18 protein-coding genes and 1 pseudogene are annotated in these 18698 nt (G+C 32.7%); 8 read left to right on the top strand and 11 right to left on the bottom strand.

From position 1 onward, the window contains the following. Positions 1-53 precede the first annotated feature (53 nt). Together AAC053_RS03715 and AAC053_RS03710 are read left to right on the top strand one after the other, a co-directional pair. Entirely contained in the window at positions 54-608 is a 555-nt protein-coding gene (locus AAC053_RS03715; RefSeq protein ID WP_339752941.1) for a sigma-70 family RNA polymerase sigma factor, read from the top strand. Positions 609-643: 35 nt separating this feature from the next. Then, positions 644-901, top strand: coding sequence for a hypothetical protein (locus AAC053_RS03710; protein WP_339752940.1), 258 nt, complete (start codon positions 644-646; stop codon positions 899-901). On the opposite strand, the gene AAC053_RS03705 is transcribed toward AAC053_RS03710, so the two are convergent. Continuing rightward, the gene (locus AAC053_RS03705; RefSeq protein ID WP_339752939.1) at positions 884-1717 is read right to left on the bottom strand and encodes a hypothetical protein; all 834 of its coding nucleotides are present in this window, start codon (positions 1715-1717) and stop codon (positions 884-886) included. The two genes, AAC053_RS03710 and AAC053_RS03705, sit on opposite strands and share 18 nt — an antisense overlap. 121 nt (positions 1718-1838) lie before the next feature. Between AAC053_RS03705 and gcvP the strand changes: the two genes are divergently transcribed. The 4 genes from gcvP to AAC053_RS03685 all read left to right on the top strand — a co-directional run bounded on the left by gcvP (position 1839) and on the right by AAC053_RS03685 (position 7351). After that, on the top strand, positions 1839-4688 hold the full coding sequence (gcvP, locus tag AAC053_RS03700) for an aminomethyl-transferring glycine dehydrogenase (protein WP_339752937.1): 2850 nt from the start codon (positions 1839-1841) through the stop codon (positions 4686-4688). Between the two features lie 177 nt (positions 4689-4865). Then, a complete protein-coding gene (locus tag AAC053_RS03695; RefSeq protein ID WP_339752933.1) occupies positions 4866-5924 on the top strand; it encodes a ketoacyl-ACP synthase III in 1059 nt (352 codons plus the stop codon). A 33-nt stretch (positions 5925-5957) separates the two neighbouring features. Further along, on the top strand, positions 5958-6479 hold the full coding sequence (locus AAC053_RS03690) for a methyltransferase (protein WP_339752931.1): 522 nt from the start codon (positions 5958-5960) through the stop codon (positions 6477-6479). A gap of 23 nt (positions 6480-6502) precedes the next feature. Next, positions 6503-7351, top strand: coding sequence for a glycosyltransferase (locus AAC053_RS03685; protein WP_339752928.1), 849 nt, complete (start codon positions 6503-6505; stop codon positions 7349-7351). On the opposite strand, the gene pafA is transcribed toward AAC053_RS03685, so the two are convergent. Next, positions 7348-9003, bottom strand: coding sequence for an alkaline phosphatase PafA (pafA, locus tag AAC053_RS03680; protein WP_339752926.1), 1656 nt, complete (start codon positions 9001-9003; stop codon positions 7348-7350). The two genes, AAC053_RS03685 and pafA, sit on opposite strands and share 4 nt — an antisense overlap. 113 nt (positions 9004-9116) lie before the next feature. Here pafA and AAC053_RS03675 point away from each other — a divergent pair, with 113 nt between their 5' ends. Next, positions 9117-9854: an ABC transporter permease gene (locus tag AAC053_RS03675; RefSeq protein WP_339752925.1), complete on the top strand. Its 738-nt coding sequence runs from the start codon at positions 9117-9119 to the stop codon at positions 9852-9854. Beyond that, positions 9854-10621: an ATP-binding cassette domain-containing protein gene (locus AAC053_RS03670; RefSeq protein ID WP_339752923.1), complete on the top strand. Its 768-nt coding sequence runs from the start codon at positions 9854-9856 to the stop codon at positions 10619-10621. Before AAC053_RS03675 ends, AAC053_RS03670 begins: the two co-directional genes overlap by 1 nt. Before the next feature lie 3 nt (positions 10622-10624). On the opposite strand, the gene AAC053_RS03665 is transcribed toward AAC053_RS03670, so the two are convergent. From AAC053_RS03665 to AAC053_RS03625, 9 genes and pseudogenes are all read right to left on the bottom strand, one after another. Beyond that, entirely contained in the window at positions 10625-12103 is a 1479-nt protein-coding gene (locus AAC053_RS03665) for a DUF389 domain-containing protein (protein ID WP_339752921.1), read from the bottom strand. Positions 12104-12105: 2 nt separating this feature from the next. Next, complete coding sequence (locus tag AAC053_RS03660; RefSeq protein WP_339752919.1) at positions 12106-13188, bottom strand: mannose-1-phosphate guanylyltransferase; 1083 nt, start codon at positions 13186-13188, stop codon at positions 12106-12108. An 87-nt stretch (positions 13189-13275) separates the two neighbouring features. Then, on the bottom strand, positions 13276-13875 hold the full coding sequence (locus AAC053_RS03655; RefSeq protein WP_339752917.1) for a SprT-like domain-containing protein: 600 nt from the start codon (positions 13873-13875) through the stop codon (positions 13276-13278). 32 nt (positions 13876-13907) lie between these two features. Then, positions 13908-14066, bottom strand: coding sequence for a hypothetical protein (locus AAC053_RS03650; protein WP_339752916.1), 159 nt, complete (start codon positions 14064-14066; stop codon positions 13908-13910). A 591-nt stretch (positions 14067-14657) separates the two neighbouring features. Beyond that, positions 14658-15050 (bottom strand): annotated as a pseudogene (locus AAC053_RS03645) (HAD-IA family hydrolase); the annotation flags it as partial. Between the two features lie 33 nt (positions 15051-15083). Further along, positions 15084-15296: a hypothetical protein gene (locus tag AAC053_RS03640; RefSeq protein WP_339752914.1), complete on the bottom strand. Its 213-nt coding sequence runs from the start codon at positions 15294-15296 to the stop codon at positions 15084-15086. After that, on the bottom strand, positions 15296-15979 hold the full coding sequence (locus AAC053_RS03635) for an SDR family oxidoreductase (protein WP_339752912.1): 684 nt from the start codon (positions 15977-15979) through the stop codon (positions 15296-15298). Before AAC053_RS03635 ends, AAC053_RS03640 begins: the two co-directional genes overlap by 1 nt. Next, positions 15972-16976, bottom strand: coding sequence for a M28 family peptidase (locus AAC053_RS03630; protein ID WP_339752910.1), 1005 nt, complete (start codon positions 16974-16976; stop codon positions 15972-15974). Before AAC053_RS03630 ends, AAC053_RS03635 begins: the two co-directional genes overlap by 8 nt. Positions 16977-17081: 105 nt before the next feature. Beyond that, on the bottom strand, positions 17082-18698 hold the full coding sequence (locus AAC053_RS03625; RefSeq protein WP_339752909.1) for a pyruvate dehydrogenase complex dihydrolipoamide acetyltransferase: 1617 nt from the start codon (positions 18696-18698) through the stop codon (positions 17082-17084).

The raw sequence follows: 18698 nt of genomic DNA, 5'->3' as shown, positions 1-18698 counted from the left end.
AATAAAGAGTTTCATTTTTTTGTCCTATTTTTGTTTAGCAATGAAAAACAAAAATGTCTAAGCATAAAATAAATCCTAATAACTGGATAAAACTATATTCCGACTATCTCTTTAACTATACCATTACACGTGTTAACGATAGAGAAACAGCACAAGATTTAGTTTCGGAAACTTTTTTAGCTGGCTTAAAATCGATGGTTAACTTTAAAGGAGAAGCTAGTGAGCGCACTTGGTTAATATCGATTTTAAAACGAAAAATTATTGACCATTATCGCAAAATAAATTCTAACAAAGGTAAAGCCGAAGTTAGAATGAGTTACAACAGTGATTCAGAATCAGAAGGAGATTGGTTAGAAGAACGTGTTGCAGATCCTTTTGATAAAACGGCAGAAGACAAATTAGAAAACTCTGAGCTCGGTGAAGCCATCTATGACTGTTTAGATAAACTACCTGAAAAACAAGCTAATGTTTTTAAAATGAAAACCATTTTAGGCTACGACACGGAGACTATTTGTAATGACTTAGATATAACTGCGTCTAACCTCTGGGTAATCATTCATAGAGCAAGAACCGCACTAGCTGATTGCATGCAGAAAAATTGGATGTAAATAAAAGAAATATTCCATAATAACGGAACAACAAAATGAAGAAAAGTTTTTTATTTGTAAGCTGTGATGAAGCAAAACATATTTGTGACAAAACACAATATGGTGAATCTACCAGATGGGATCGTCTTAAACTAGGTATCCGTTTATCTTGGTGTAGATTTACAAAAACCTATTCTAAGAACAACAATAAGCTTACGGATGCTATAGAAAAAGCAGAAGTAAAATGCATGAAGAAAGATGAACGTAAAAAACTTAAAGAACAGTTCGAAAAAGAATTAACCAAGCATCAATAATATAATTAGCCAAACTATTGGCACGCTCTCTACCCAAAAGGCACTATAGTATTTCGATTGGGATTTCTTAGAAAAAATTAACAAAAAAAGCGTTACAAATCCTACTATTAGTGTTGAGAGCACAGAATCACTAGTCCATTCGTCCTTAAAATATTCCAGCACAAAAAACAACACCAATAGCAAAACACCAATAGTTTTCGTGTTTTTTATTCCGATCTTTTGTGGTATGGTAGCAAGTTTTAAATTATCGTAATTTAGATCTCTAATTTCAAAAGGCAGCATCAGCACAATTACAAAAATAAATCTCTGAATACTTGTAATTATTACATCATTACTTATATTAAAACCATTATCAATCAATGGTAAAAGCACTGTAGTAAATGCCCAAACAAGCGCAATTACATATATTTTAAATCCACTTATTTCTCTTAAATTTCTCTGATCATCTCTAAAATACTTCATTGGCAATAATGGAATCGCATATAAAAAGGTAATAAGACCAAATACTGAAAGAATTAAAAGCGTATTAGCCATAAGATGGTAAGCATAATAACTCATTACAACAAATGCAATCAAAGAAAACAGCTGAATTACTTTTAACCAACCTGTTAAACTACGGTGATGAAATTTTGCAACCCCAAAATATTTTATAAAATTATAGCCAGTTATCGTCGCAAAAAACACAAAACACAGAACGTCTTCATTATAATCCAATCCAAACTGAATCAGTGTCACCCATGTCAAAGCATACACTGCCAACGCTACATGAATACTGCTATTGATATAAAAATTAAGAATGCGTTTAAATAAATTCACAATACAAAAATAAGCATTGTGTTAATAACCCTTTGTTATGGTTAAAAACTTTAGTTTTCATTAACTTAATAAAAATGTGAATTATGTATTTTTGCAAAACTAAATAAACACTAAATTTTTAATGAATACGACCTCTTTTGCACTTAGACATATTGGCCCAAATTTACAAGAAAAAAAAGCCATGCTAAACACTATTAGTGTTGCAAATATTGAACAATTAGTTTATGAAACTGTACCTGATGATATTCGTCTTAAAAACGAATTAGATTTAGCACCTGCTATGAGCGAGCAAGAGTATTTAAATCATATCTATGAGCTTTCTAAACTCAATAAAGAATTTAAATCTTTCATAGGCTTAGGCTATCATCCTTCTAATTTGCCTGCCGTAATTCAGCGTAATATTTTAGAAAACCCAGGTTGGTACACAGCATATACACCATACCAAGCAGAGATTGCACAAGGTCGCTTAGAAGCGTTGTTAAATTTTCAAACTATGGTTATCGATTTAACAGGAATGGAAATTGCCAACGCATCGCTTTTAGATGAAAGTACTGCCGCAGCTGAAGCCATGAGTCTATTATTTGCTGTTAGAGAGCGTGACCAAAAGAAAGCCGGAATTAATAAATTCTTTGTTTCTGATACTATTTTACCACAAACATTATCTCTATTAGAAACCAGAGCAAATCCTATTGGAATTGAGTTAGTAGTTGGTAACGAATCTAAATTTAATTTTACCAAAGAGTTCTTTGGCGCTATTTTACAATACCCAGGGAAAGATGGGCAGATTACAGATATTAAAACATTCATAGAAAAAGCAAGTGCATCGAGAATCAAAGTTGCTGTCGCTGCAGATATCTTAAGTTTAATTAAACTTGAAGCTCCAGGAAAATTTGGTGCTGATGTCGTTGTTGGTACCACCCAACGTTTTGGTATTCCTATGGGTTATGGCGGACCACACGCAGCATATTTTGCAACAAAAGAGACCTACAAACGTGATGTACCAGGTCGTATTATAGGTGTAACCAAAGACACTAATGGCAACAGAGCATTACGTATGGCCTTGCAAACACGCGAGCAACATATTAAAAGAGATAAAGCAACATCTAATATTTGCACAGCACAAGTTTTGCTTGCTGTTATGGCAGGAATGTATGCTGTATATCATGGTCCAAAAGGACTAGAGTTTATTGCCAATAAAGTAAACAATTCTGCTTCTACACTGGCAAATGCTTTAAAGAGCTTAGACTTAGAACAAATAAATTCAAATTACTTTGATACACTTCAAATTAAAGCAGATGCTAAAAAAGTAAATACCGAAGCCGAAAAACAAGAAATCAACTTCTACTATCCTAATGCTGAAACTGTAACCATTTCGATAAATGAAACGACTACAATTTCAGACTTAAATGATATTATTTCAATTTTTGAAATCGTAACAGGAAAAACAACAGATAAGATTATATCAATTTCTGAAACTAAAACCATTCAAAACGAATTACAACGTCAATCAAACTTTTTAAGTTTTGATGTTTTTAACAAATATCATTCAGAAACAGAGTTGATGAGATACATCAAACGTTTAGAACGTAAAGATTTAGCGTTGAATCACTCTATGATTTCATTGGGCTCTTGTACAATGAAATTAAATGCTGCTTCAGAAATGCTTCCATTAAGTTGGAGTAGTTGGGGAAATATTCACCCTTTTGTTCCTATAAAGCAAGCACAAGGATATACAACCATGCTAAAATCATTAGAAGAACAGTTAACAGAGATTACCGGTTTTGAAGGTACATCGTTACAACCAAACTCTGGTGCGCAAGGAGAATTCGCAGGTCTTATGGTTATAAAGGCATATCACGAATCTCGTAATGATAACCACAGAAATATTTGTTTAATTCCGTCGTCCGCACACGGAACAAACCCTGCAAGTGCAGTAATGGCTGGTATGAAGGTCGTTGTTACAAAGGCATCTAACAATGGTAACATTGATATTGATGATTTAAGAGAAAAAGCTGAGCTACATAAAGACAATTTAGCAGCTTTAATGGTTACTTATCCTTCTACTCATGGAGTCTATGAATCTGCAATAAAAGAAATTACACAAATCATTCATAATAATGGTGGCCAAGTCTATATGGATGGTGCCAATATGAATGCTCAGGTCGGATTAACAAATCCAGGAAATATCGGTGCAGATGTATGCCATCTTAACTTACATAAAACATTTGCTATTCCTCATGGAGGTGGTGGACCAGGTGTTGGCCCAATCTGTGTTGCTAAACAATTAGTACCCTTTTTACCCGGAAACCCAGTAATTGCAACTGGTGGCGACAAAGCTATTACTGCAATTTCTGCTGCACCATTCGGATCTTCTCTTGCTTGCATTATTTCTTATGGCTATATTAAAATGTTAGGTGCAAAAGGTTTGAAACAATCTACAGAAACAGCTATATTAAATGCAAATTATATTAAAGAACGTTTAAAAGGTTTTTACCCAACATTATATACTGGTGAAAACGGAAGAGCTGCTCACGAAATGATTATTGATTGTCGCGATTTTAAAGCTAACGGCATAGAGGTTACAGATATCGCCAAACGACTTATGGATTATGGTTTTCATGCACCAACAGTATCTTTCCCTGTAGCTGGCACTATGATGATTGAACCAACAGAAAGTGAAAATAAAGCAGAAATGGATCGTTTTTGTGATGCTATGATATCAATTAGAAAAGAAATCGATAACGCTACAAAAGATGAGCCAAATAATGTATTAAAAAATGCACCACATACAATGGGTATGCTAACTTCCGATGAATGGTTATTACCATATACTAGAGAGGTTGCTGCATTTCCGTTAGAGTATGTGAGAGATAATAAGTTTTGGCCTAGCGTAAGACGTGTCGATGACGCTTATGGTGACAGAAACTTAATTTGTAGTTGCGCTCCAATAGAAAATTATATGGATGCATAATAAAATTAAATGATACCTTAAAAAGGCTCTCTAAATGAATGCTTATTTTCTGTTTTATAAATTATAAGCACTATATTATTACGAATTCGGTAAAAATGAAGGGTTCAAAAGCTCAAAACAATAAAAACTCTTTATTATTCAGTAATTTCGCAACAATGAAATTGATTTAAAATAACAATGAGTATTAAAATTACAGGAACGGGAAGTTATATACCAAGTATTATTGAAAAGAATGAAGATTTTTATAATCATGAATTTTTAAATGCTGATGGATCAACTATAAATAGCTCAAATGAGATTATTGTAGAAAAATTTAAAGCCATCACTGGTATACAAGAAAGACGTTATGTTAAAGACGAATTATTAAATTCTGATATCGCATTTTATGCGGCTCAAAAAGCTATTGAAGATGCTAAAATTGATAAAGAAAGTATTAATTATATCATTGTTGCACACAATTATGGTGATGTAAAACACAATGCAGAACAAAGTGACACAGTACCAAGTATTGCATCTCGTGTTAAACATTTATTGAAAATTGAAAATCCAAAATGTGTTGGTTACGATTTACTTTTTGGTTGTCCTGGTTGGATTGAAGGAGTTATACAAGCCAAAGCCTTTATCGCTTCTGGCATTGCGAAACGTTGTTTAGTTATTGGTTCAGAAACCTTATCTCGTGTTATTGATAAACACGATAGAGATTCTATGATTTATAGTGATGGTGCTGGCGCAATTATCATTGAAGAAAGCAATGAGAAAGGGGGAATTCTAGCTCATGAAACTGCTACCTTTACTTTAGACGAAGCACATTTTATATACTTTGGCGAAACAAATAACCTAGAAATTACAGATCAACGTAAATACATTAAAATGTATGGTCGTAAGATTTATGAATTTGCATTGACCAATGTACCAATAGCACTAAAATCGTGTTTAGATAAAAGTGGTGTTTCAATAAAAGATGTCAAAAAAATATTGATTCATCAGGCGAATGAAAAAATGGACGACGCTATAGTAAAACGTTTTTACAAACTGTACGATATGGACATGCCAGATGGTATTATGCCAATGACAATTAATACACTCGGAAACTCTAGTGTTGCAACCGTACCAACATTGTATGACCTGATATTAAAAAGGAAACTAGAAAACCAAAGTATTCATAAAGGAGATGTTATTATTTTTGCTAGTGTTGGTGCTGGTATGAATATTAATGCGATTGTTTATCAGTATTAACCAAACAGATTCCCAATATCTAGGGAAATAAATATGTACGAAAAAACATATCCAGATAAGCGCTTCAGTCATACTTTAGAATTTTTAAAAAAGCATATCAATACATCAGAATCTATTTTAGATTTAGGTGTTAAAAATCCGTTTTCTAAAATCATGATTTCTGAAGGTTATACTATTGAGAATACTACTGGAGAAGATTTGGACGAAGATCATTCTGCAATAATCAACTCACCTGCAAAGGTCGTAACAGCTTTCGAAATTTTCGAGCACTTATTATCACCTTATGAGGTTTTGAAATCAATTAAGTGCAATAAACTAGTTCTAAGTATTCCTTTAAAACTTTGGTTTTCTTCCGCGTACAGAAGTAAAACTGACATGTTAGATAGACATTACCACGAGTTTGAATACTGGCAACTAGATTGGCTCTTAGAGAAAACAGGATGGATAATAAAGGATAGCCAAAAATGGACTAATCCTGTTAAGAAAATAGGATTTAGACCACTTCTAAGACAGGTTACTCCAAGATATTATATTGTTTACGCTGAAAGAGTTTAACTTTGAATAAATAGATTTCAATTTTGAACATTTATATTGTTATTCCTGCACATAACGAAGAGGATTTCATTGGTAAAACTTTGCAATCTATAGTTGAGCAAACGCTGTTGCCAAAAAAACTAGTTGTAGTTAATGATAACTCTAGTGACAACACACAAACAATAATTGAGGGTTATGCTTCAAAATACCCTTGGATTACCATTGTAAATATTCAATCTTCAGACCTACATTTACCAGGTTCTAAAATTATTAATGCATTTAACAAAGGCTTAGATACATTGGATGATAATTATAGCATCATCTGCAAGTTTGATGCCGACCTTATTTTTCCGAATAATTATTTAGAACAAATAACTACTCATTTTAATGCTAATGAAAAGCTAGGCATGGCTTCTGGTTTTTGTTATATAAAAAAAGATAGTGATTGGGTTTTAGAGAATTTAACCAACAAAGATCATATTAGAGGTGCATTAAAAGCCTATAGGAAAGATTGCTTTAATCAAATAGGAAAATTAAAAGCTTCAATGGGTTGGGACACAGTTGATGAATTGTTAGCAAAATATCACGGTTGGGAAATTCTTACTGATAAATCTTTGCATGTAAAACATCTTAAACCAACTGGTCAATCTTATAATAAGGCTTCAAAACATCTACAAGGTGAAGCGATGTACAAAATGCGTTATGGGTTTTGGATTACATTAATCTCTGCATTAAAACTGGCTTACAAAAAAGGAAGTTTTAGATTGTTTAAAGACTATATGTCTGGCTACTTTAGAGCTAAATCTAATACTACTGAATTCTTGGTTTCTAAAGCTGAAGGCAAGTTTATTAGAGATTTGCGTTGGAGAGGGATTTTGAATAAGTTCTCTTAATCTAAAACAAATCCCAAAGGCTTACCAGTAGTAGAATTAGGGAAACTAATCCCTAAAAGTGCAGAAATAGTTGGCGCAATATCTGGTATCACCGTTTTATCAAGTGTTTCACCATGCTTTACACCTTTTCCGAAGAATAACAATGGTACGTGTGTATCATGGTTTAAACCACTGCCATGTGTAGAGCCTGTACTACCATAAGAAATGTAATTTGTATCTGGTACTATAATAATATCACCAGAACGTTTTTGACTATAACCGTTTTGAAGCAATGACTCAATGCCAGTTGTGAAACTTGTAGTCGTCATTGTATATGCTGAAAATACTTTATCTATATTTTTATAACCAATGAGTTCATTCACTATACGTTCTTGAACGTCATTTATGTTAAGACCAATACTATCAATAAACTTACGGTTTAAAAAAATCTGATTATTGCTCACGTTTTCAACTATCCCAGAATTTTTATAATGCTTTATAAGAAATTTATCAAACCTGCTTTTGGTAGCCCTATTATCTAAATAACCAGCAGGTATTCTCACACTTTTTAAATAATTTGGCACATCAATAGCTCCATGATCTGCGGTTAAAAACACCGTATATTCTCCTTCTCCAACTGTTGCATCTAGGTACTTAAAGAAGCGTTCTAAGTCTTTATCTAATCGTAAATATGTATCTTCAATTTCTTTTGAATTAACACCAAAATTATGACCTATGTAATCTGTGCTAGAAAAACTTACAGTTAACACATCAGTAATAGCATCTTTACCTAAACTTTCTGCTTTAATCGCAGCCATAGCAAAATCTGCAGTTAAACTATTTCCGTAAGGAGTTGCTTTTATAATATCAAAACCGCGATTGTCTTTACTCAATGCTTTTAAATCGTATGGAAATGTAGCTTTGTCCTTTCCACCAAATCCACCTTCAAAAGTGTTTTCATCACTTACACTTTCTGTATATGTTGAAATATCATATAGGGTATTCCAAACTTTTAAATAAGATTCTGTTGCATCTGAAGTATTAAAATCTTTGACCCATTTTGGCAATTCGTTCATATAAAAAGAACTCGAAATCCAAGATCCTTCTTCCATCCCATGAAACCAATATGCAGCATTGGCAGTATGACCTGCTGGTAAAATAGCACCTCTATCTTTTAATGAAATTCCGATGGTCTTACCTTGCATTTGTGTAAATAACCTATTCTCATCACTAAACGTTGTGGTTTGCATTCTGTGTGGTGACATTTTACCTGCATCATCTTCAGTACCAATAGGACTCACGTTTTCATCACCTGCGCAATACACCATTTCTTTTGATACTTTATCATACCAATTATTCCCTATTATACCATTATATTTAGGTGTGGTACCAGTGTAAACAGATGCATGACCTGGACCAGTATAGGTTGGCACATAGTTAAAATGATTGTTCTTACAATTAAAGCCTTCGCGCATCATACGTTTAAAACCTCCTTCACCAAATTTAGATTCAAAACGAGTTAAATAATCATAGCGCATCTGATCGACGACTATGCCAACCACTAATTTAGGTTTAGAATAATCTGCTTTTTCCTGAGAGGTCATTGTTTTATTCTGAGATCTACAAGAAGCAAATATTAATACTAATACGATTATAGAGAAGATTTTTTTCATGATGTATAACTGATTCTATTGAGTATCAAAAATACGGATTTTAGCCTATCTTAATTTAAATTAACAGTAATAAACTAATCATTTTTTATACTTTAGCATTATCAAAGTCTCACATGAAGTACCTTCACAATATTGGCGCATACTTTATAATGATTAAAGATATTTTTCGCAAACCAACAAAATGGTCTGTGATGAAAACTTTAATTTTTAAAGACATCGATGACCTCATCATTGGGTCATTGGGTATTGTTGCATTCATCGCATTTTTTGTTGGAGGTGTTGTTGCTATACAAACGTCTTTGAATATAAGTAATCCTTTAATTCCGAAATATTTAGTTGGTTTTGCAACACGCCAATCTATTATATTAGAATTTGCACCAACTTTTATTTCTATAATTATGGCTGGTAAAGTGGGTTCTTATATTACATCTAGTATCGGTACTATGCGTGTTACAGAGCAGATTGATGCTTTGGAAGTTATGGGAATTAATGCTATAAACTATTTGGTGTTTCCTAAATTTATTGCATTAACGTTATATCCTTTTGTTATTTCCATAGCCATGTTTCTTGGTGTGCTTGGTGGATTGGCAGCTGCTGTTTATGGTGGTTATGGCACTTTAGAAGATTATATTGAAGGGATTCAAACTGATTTTATACCTTTTCATATCGCTTATGCTTTTATAAAAACATTGGTATTTGCATTTATTTTGGCAACAGTTCCGTCGTTCTATGGATATTTTATGAAAGGTGGCGCTCTAGAAGTCGGTAAGGCCAGCACAACTTCTTTTGTTTGGACTAGTGTTATGATAATTCTGTTAAACTTTTTACTAACCAGTTTATTACTAGGCTAATGATAGAAGTTAAGGATTTACATAAATCGTTTGGAGATGCCCATATTCTTAAAGGTATAACAACCTCTTTTGAAAAAGGTAAAACCAATTTAATTATTGGTCAGAGTGGTTCTGGTAAAACTGTATTTTTAAAATGTTTACTAGGTTTATTTGAATATGAACAAGGCTCAATCTCTTATGACGGCAAAATATTCAGCCAGTTAAGCACTAATGAAAAAAGAGATTTACGTGCAAAAATAGGGATGGTCTTTCAAGGTAGTGCTTTATTTGACTCTATGACTATTGCAGAAAATGTAATGTTCCCTTTACGCATGTTTACAAAACAAAGTAAGAGCGAAATGGAGGATAGAGTTAATGTGGTTCTTAACCGTGTTAATCTAGAAAACGCTCATAATAAAAGGCCAAGTGAAGCTTCTGGTGGTATGCAAAAAAGAGTTGCAATAGCGAGAGCTATTGTAAACAACCCTAAGTATTTATTCTGTGACGAGCCTAACTCTGGCTTAGATCCAAAAACGGCAATTGTTATTGACAATTTGATACAAGAAATTACAGATGAGTTTAATATAACTACTGTAATTAACTCTCACGACATGAATTCTGTTATGGAGATCGGAGAAAAAATTGTCTTTCTAAAAGATGGCTTAAAAGCATGGGAAGGCTCTAAAGAAACCATATTTAAAACCGACAATGAAGTCGTAACTGACTTTGTATATTCTTCAGAATTATTTAAAAAAGTGCGTAAAATGTATATTGAAGAAAATCAGTAAAATCTAATTTATACTTCTAATTACCAATGTATCTAAATCTAATCTTTCTTTTATAAAAGCTTCAAGTCTTTTTCTGTCTTTTGCTATAGACTCATCTGTTACTAAAGAATCTACCCATTTAATATTAAACACCTTCATAGTATCTAGAGTTGTGAAATTGGATTTTATTTCATTAGAAAATGATATTTGCTCTAGCTTATCATAATTTATTTTAATTTCTTTTGTTAATTCATCAAATGGTATTTGATCACGCTCTAATCTAGTAAGTCTGCGTACACGATCTTCTAAAAAAGATATTTTTTGACTTTGAGTTAGTAAATCTAAAGAATCTCGAGAACGCAACTCTTCCATATATTCCAGATTATTAATAGCTCTATTTTTAATTTGATTGACATACAGTTTCGTATTAGCTAAGGCAGAATAATCTAAAAATCGCTGCTCTAAAAATTTCTTTGTATCATTAGAAATCTCATCATTTCCAAAAGGAATTAACTCTATAATAGATTCTCCTTTAGGCTCGTAATTATATGTCGCATTCTTTTTTATATAATTAGCATTTGGCAATGAGGAAAGCTCTTTTTTAATAAAAGCTTTAGCATCTCGCTCAAAAGTACTTTCACGCAATACATCAATAAAAGTTAATATAGCTGGTATCATTACAACTATTGCTAATAAAGATGCTATTCTTCCGATGCGCTTTCTCTTAGCTGAGTTAGCATACTTTAGCATTGGAAAACGTAAAATTTTTAATACTAAAAAAGTAGCTATTGCTATAAAAATGGTGTTAATAGTAAATAAGTACATGGCACCCCAAAAATATTGCCAATTACCTTTAGCCAAACCATAACCTGCTGTACATAAAGGTGGCATTAAAGCTGTAGCAATCGCAACTCCGAAAATCACCGAAGCAATTGTTCCTTTTTTAGTGCGTGCAATAATTAATGCTAAACCACCAAAAAAAGCAATCAACACATCTCTAATATCTGGTTTTACACGTCCTAAAAGCTCTGATGTATCTTCACTGAGAGGGAAAATTTTAAAAAATAAAAAAGCTGTTAATAGACTTAGTACAATCATGGTTACCAAGTTTATTAATGATTTCTTTAAAGTATCAACATCATTAATTGCTATAGACATACCAATCCCAAGGATCGGTCCCATTAAAGGAGAGATTAACATGGCTCCGATAACTACAGCAGTAGAATCTGCATTTAAACCAACTGAAGCTACAAAAATAGAACAGATTAAAATCCAAGCTGTTGCACCTTTAAAAGAAATATCATTCTTAATCGCTTCAACGGTTGCATCTCTATCCGTATCATGTCTAAAATCGAGAAGCTCACTTAAAAATGTCTTTATACTTGCAAATAAACCTTTAGCATCTGTCCTTACGGCTTCCTTTTTTTCTTCTACAGCTTTATCTTTATCTAACTGCTTTTGCTGCTCTTCTTCAGAAAAATTAAATTTACTCTCGTCACTCATAATTAACCATATTCTTCTCCAAAATTGGCTTTTACATTTTGAAGTACTTTTTTAATATCTTGCTCTTTTGCTTTAGGAAAGATAAGTAAAACTTCGTCTTTATCTACAATGATGTAATCTTTTAGTCCATCTACAACGACAATCTTGCCTTCTTTAGATCGTATCATATTGCCAGAAGCATCTTCTAATAAGGTCTTAGAATTTACAACGGCATTACTGTTTTCGTCTTTATCTAATTTATCATATAAACTTCCCCAAGTTCCTAGGTCGTTCCAATCGAAAGTTGCAGGTATCACATAGACATTTTTGCTTTTTTCCATTATAGCATAGTCTATAGATATGTTCTCTGCTTTTCCATAATTATCTCTAATAAAATCATCTTCAAATTCTGTGTTGTAAACATTACAACCACATTCAAGCAATTCAAATAATTGAGGCTGGTTATTTTTGAAGGCTGAAATCACAGCCTTGGCACTCCACATAAAAATACCAGCATTCCATAAAAAATTACCTTGATTTATAAATGACTTTGCAGTTTCATAATCGGGCTTTTCCCTAAACTGATTTACCGCTTTTATTTGGGTAGCCGCAGATTTATCATATTCTATATAACCATAACCAGTGTTAGGAAATGTAGGAGTGATACCTAATGTCATTAACGCATCATTTGTCCCACAATAATCAAAAGCTGTTTCTACATTATTAGAAAATGCTTCTTCATCCTCTATCCAATGATCGCTTGGAGCCACAATCATTACAGCATCTTCATTTTCTTTCTGAATTTTTAAAGCGGCATACAAAATACAAGGAGCTGTATTACGCATCGCTGGTTCTAACACCACTTGTCGTTTTGTAACTCTTGGTAACTGCTCAAACACTAAATCGTTGTAACGCTCGTTGGTTAGTATGAATATGTTTTCTTCAGGAATAAGATTCGCTAAACGATTAAATGTTTTTTGAATTAAAGTGTCTCCGGTTCCCAACATATCGTGAAACTGCTTTGGAAAATCTTGAGTACTTACTGGCCAAAATCTTGATCCTACTCCACCTGCCATTAGTATGGCGTAATAATTTTTATTTTTCATTGAAAAATTTTTATTTTTCTATTCCCATGAGAATAGGAATCAAATTAAGTTATATCCTCAGTTTTATGAGGTTTTCATGAAATGGAATTATTGTTCCAATAATTCTACCTCAGCATTAGGATTAAACAAATATAACTTACCTGTTTTAACTTCCACACATTCAAAACGTTTTCTTCTTTGTTTGCCTTGTTTAAAGACTCTTCCATTATATAGTTTAAACGCTTTACCACAAGGCACTTCAAAAATATACGTCTTATCATTTGTTTCGTTAAACTGCTTTAAGGCTAATGCTAAATTTGCATCTGTATCGCTAGATGCTTTTGGGTTTTTAAAGTGATTTGCTAAAAGTGGTAATAATTCTAAAGGAAATATTTCTGGACGCAAAAATGGCAACATTAAATGCTGAAAGGTTTGCTTCCATTCAATTCCATGAGGTTTTATAAAACGCCCAAACTTTTTATAAGCTTCAAAATGTGCGATTTCATGAATTAGTGTAATTAAAAAACGATAGGTATTTAAATTAGAGTTTATGGTAATTTGATGCTTGCCATTTGATAATTGCCTGTAATCTCCATGTTTAGTTTTGCGTTCGTTTTTAACTTTAACGACCAGATTATCATTAGCCAATATGGCTTTAATCATAGAATGAGCTTCAGAAGGAATAAAATCTAAAAGTGATGCCTGCATTATTGCAAAACTAAATGTTATTATTTAAAATATTAATCCTTTACCACAATCATTTCAGAATTTCCATTAACACTTAACATATATAAGCCAGCTGCTGTAGAGTTTAACTTTATAGACGTTATCTTATTAAGATCATTATAGCTTCTGCTATTGATATAAATTTTACGTACTCTAATATTAAAAGCATCCATTACATTATCTATAGTTGTATTGGTAGTAATAAAAAGCTTTCTGATTGTTGTGGGATTAGAATATATAACATTTTTATCAGTTGGTTTATAAACATTAAAAAGAACGTCTAAAAATAATTAAAAGCTTATTCTTCTACAGTCTGTCCGATAAATTGACCAGGAATGTCATCTACTGATGGATGTATGCCTCCCTAAATTCGACTCAAACTTGTTTAACCTAATGCATCTCTATACGTGGTCAATTGCTATACCACATCTTGAGATGGCTCTTCTTCAATCACCAAAAATTCGTTCTTCTTAGCCACAAAATCGCAAAAACCTCAATAGAAAAACTCGCTTTCTGTCATCATAGTCATTAATTCTGCTGAAGCTCTAGAAAACTTAGAGTGACTAGATACGTAATTGGCAACTGCAACAGCGTTGTTTTTTCTTTGAATCCCAATCCAACAATAAATTCTACACGCTCAAAACTCAGACTATGAATACACTTACTAAGAAACAGTATAAGAAGGTTGCAAAAAAGAAAGATTTACAATTGTTTAATTCTTTAATCATAATGCATGTTTTTTATAAATATTGAAATTAGCTTTATCATTCTAATAACTCAGGCAACTTTAACATGCTATAGAATGTTTTTGTGGCTCTTTCTTGTAGTTCTTCATTAAAATCGTGTGTAGTAAAGCCAAAAACATCAAAGCCACCGTTAATTGCAGCATTTACACCAATAGGACTATCTTCGATTACAACACATTCTGAAGGTTTAAAACCCATGGTTTTAGCAGCCCATAAAAAAACTGCTGGATCTGGTTTCCACTTTTGAATAGTATAACAGCTAAATATTTTAGATTTAAAATGAGGTAGCAAACCTGTTAATTCTAAGTTGAATTTTATTTTATTTTCTGGACCGCTTGAAGCGACACAGAAAGGAATCTTTAAGTTTTTTATAACTTCTAGAATCCCTTCAACTGGCTTTATTTCGTTTTTAAATTTTTCGAAAGAACGTGCTCGGTATTCATTTTAAAAATTTGAAGAGATCTCGGCATCTATTAATTTCGAAATCTGAATAATACAATTTTTGAGGGAATTTCCTTTAAAGTATTTATAGGCATAGTCTAAATCAATAGCTGCTCCTAATTCTTTAGCCATATCAACCATAACTTGGTTTCCTAGAGGTTCACTATCGACCAATACACCGTCACAATCGAAAATAATACACTTGTATTTTGGCATTAAGGGGTCGAATTTGAAACTTGTAATACTTTACCGTTGTAAAACTTATTTCCGGTTAATGCAAAATTATGAATATAGGTTGCCATTTCTAAAGCCGTTGTTGGAGCCTGATAATCTGGAAAAGCCTCTTTTAACATTTCCGTCTGTACAGCTCCTAATGCCAAGACATTAAATTGTGGCCCAGTTTCTTTGTATTCTTCTGCCAATAATTCTATAAGTGTAATTACAGCACCTTTACTAGAACTATATGCAGAAAGTCCTGGGAATTTCATACTGCCTTGAATTCCTCCCATAGAACTAATAGTTACAACATGGCTATTTTGTTTCATAAATGGTAATACCACTCGAGTCATTTCTGACACTCCAAACACATTGGTTTTATAGACGTTTTCAAAATCTTGGAACGTGGTATGAGCAAATGGTTTGTTTAATAAAGTCCCTGCATTATTTATCAAAACATCAACATGATTCCAATCTTCCATAATAAATTTTACGACTTTTTTATAGTCTTCTTGTTTACATAAATCGAATGTTAACGAGGTTATATTTTCAAAATGCAAATTGTTTACGGGTTGCGCATTTCTAGATAATGCTAAAACATTATGTCCTTGATTTGCAAATAAGTGAACGAGCTCAAACCCAATTCCTCTACTTGTCCCTGTAATAATTATGTTTTTACTCATCTTTTAACGCAACTTCTTTTGTTGGTGCATTCATCATACCTTCTAGAGCAGGAATCATTTTATTGATAAAACTTGCCATGTGTCCATAATCCATTTTATCTGCTTCATCATCTACATGATGATAATAATCGAAATTGGTAAAATCGAATGTAGAAATAGCATGGGCAGGCATATTCAATTCTTTAAAGAATGGAAAATTATCTGACCTCATAAATAGATTGAATTCTTTAGCTTTAGGAAAAAAACCAACAACTTCTTCATCTGCATATTTATTTAGAGTTTCAGCAAAATTAGAACGTTCGTAGCCACTCATATAAGCCATTGACTTATCTGAAGCTCTTGGTACACCAATCATTTCAAAATTTATCATGGTATAAGCATTTAATCCCTCAGCCTTTAAACGTTCTGCTAAATGACCCGAACCTCTTAAGCCCATTTCTTCTGCAGAATACAGTGTAATTAAAATACTACGTTTGTTAGTTTTAGATTTCGCGAAGTATTTACCAAATTCCATAGCAGCAATTGTACCAGAAGCATCATCATTAGCACCATTTGCAATCTTATCTCCATTAACTTCTTTTCCAAATCCTATATGATCGTAATGGCCTCCTAAAATGATAAATTCATTTTTTAATTTTGGGTCATTACCTTCTACAACTCCGATAATATTGAATCCTTTTATAACTTCTTCTGGATTAGAACTTCTACTGTTTTTAAATTCAAAATCATCTCTATAGGTTTCATAATAAGACTTTATATTATTTTTCTTAAAATAGTTTTCTATAAAAACGGCAGCTTTCTCTATCCCTTCAGTTCCTGTTGCTCTTCCTGCCAATTCATCTGAAGCTAAATACTCCATGCTAATTTTAATATCTTGCTGAGTAATTTCTGGCACTGAACTAGTACCATCTTTTCCTTTTTCTCCATCTGCTGCCTTTTGTTTAACAGAGCATGCAATTAGTAAAGCGAATATAAGTATTGGAAGTATTTTTTTCATGTTATATTTATTTGAGTTTAAAGATAAAAAAATCCTGTTTCAAATTAATGAAACAGAATTTTAATATAAAAGATTCTGTATTAAATTCAGAAAGACAAATCTTAATTATACCAACATCGTCACAGGGTTCTCAATATATCCTTTCAATGTCTGAAGAAATTGTGCTCCTGTAGCGCCATCTACTGTTCTGTGATCGCAAGCTAATGTTAGCTTCATTGTATTACCTGGTACAACTGTACCATTCTTAACAACAGGTTTTGAAACAATTGCACCAACAGATAAAATTGCAGAATTTGGTTGATTGATAATAGAAGTAAAGCTATCGATGCCAAACATTCCTAAATTAGAAACCGTAAACGTGCTACCTTCCATTTCGTCTAGTGACAATTTCTTGTTTCTTGCTTTACCAGCATATTCTCTAACTGCTGAACCAATTTGTGTTAAGCTTTGCTCATTGGCAAATTTAACAACAGGCACTAATAATCCGTCTGGCACTGCAACTGCAACACCAATATGTACGTGATTGTTTAATTGCATTCTATCATCAAACCATTGTGAATTAACTTGCGGATGCTGTTTTAATGCTAAAGCACAAGCCTTTACAATTATATCGTTATACGAAATTTTTGTATCTGGTAATGAATTATATTGTATTCTAAATGCCATCGCATTTTCCATGTCAAATTCCACATTTAGATAATAATGTGGTGCTGTAAATTTAGACTTTGCTAAGTTTTTAGCAATAGCCTTACGCATGTTAGAATTTGGTACTTCATCAAAATTTTCTTGACCTGATGGTAAAAATTTACCAACTGATGCGGATTGAGCAGATGGAGTGAAATTTTCTATATCTTTCTTTACAATTCTTCCGTTTTCACCAGAACCATTAACTTGACCTAAGTTGATTCCTTTTTCCTCAGCCATTTTCTTGGCTAAAGGTGAAGCAAAGATTCGTCCAGAATCTGAAGCCGAATTTGAATTCGAACCCTTAGTCGTCTCTTTCTTAGATTCTAATTTTTTAGTTTCAGTTTTCGATGCTACTTTTTTAGGCTCTGGCTTAGCCTCTCCAACCTCAGCTTTAAAGTTTTTAGCTACTCCTGAAACATCTGTTCCTTTTGGCCCAATAATGGCTAACAAAGAATCTACTTTAGCAGTTTCTCCTTCTTTTAATCCAATGTGTAATAGCGTACCAGATTGAAAGGATTCAAACTCCATGGTAGCTTTATCAGTTTCAATCTCAGCTAAGATATCTCCTTCTTCGACCTCTTCTCCTACCTTCTTTAACCAGGTTGCAACAGTTCCTTCTTCCATGGTATCACTAAGGCGTGGCATAGTTACCACTATAACACCCTCTGGAAGTTCTGTCTTAGAGCTAGCTTCAAAATCAACATCAGAAATATCTGATTTAGTATCTTCAACTTCTTTAATTACATCTAATTTTTCAACTTCAACACTGTCATTCAATAGACTAGAAATATCTTCTCCTTCTTCACCAATAATCGCTAAAAGTGTATCAACTTTGGCAGTTTCACCTTCTGGAATACCGATATGTAACAATGTTCCCTCATTAAAGGATTCGAACTCCATTGTTGCTTTATCAGTTTCAATCTCAGCTAAAATATCGCCTTCTTCTATCTTATCACCTACTTTTTTCAACCAAGAAGCTACTGTTCCTTCTTCCATTGTATCGCTTAAACGCGGCATGTTAATTACTTCTGCCAT

This window comes from uncultured Winogradskyella sp., from assembly GCF_963975125.1.
Taxonomy (GTDB): domain Bacteria; phylum Bacteroidota; class Bacteroidia; order Flavobacteriales; family Flavobacteriaceae; genus Winogradskyella.
This window is presented reverse-complemented; position numbering and strand designations above follow the sequence as displayed.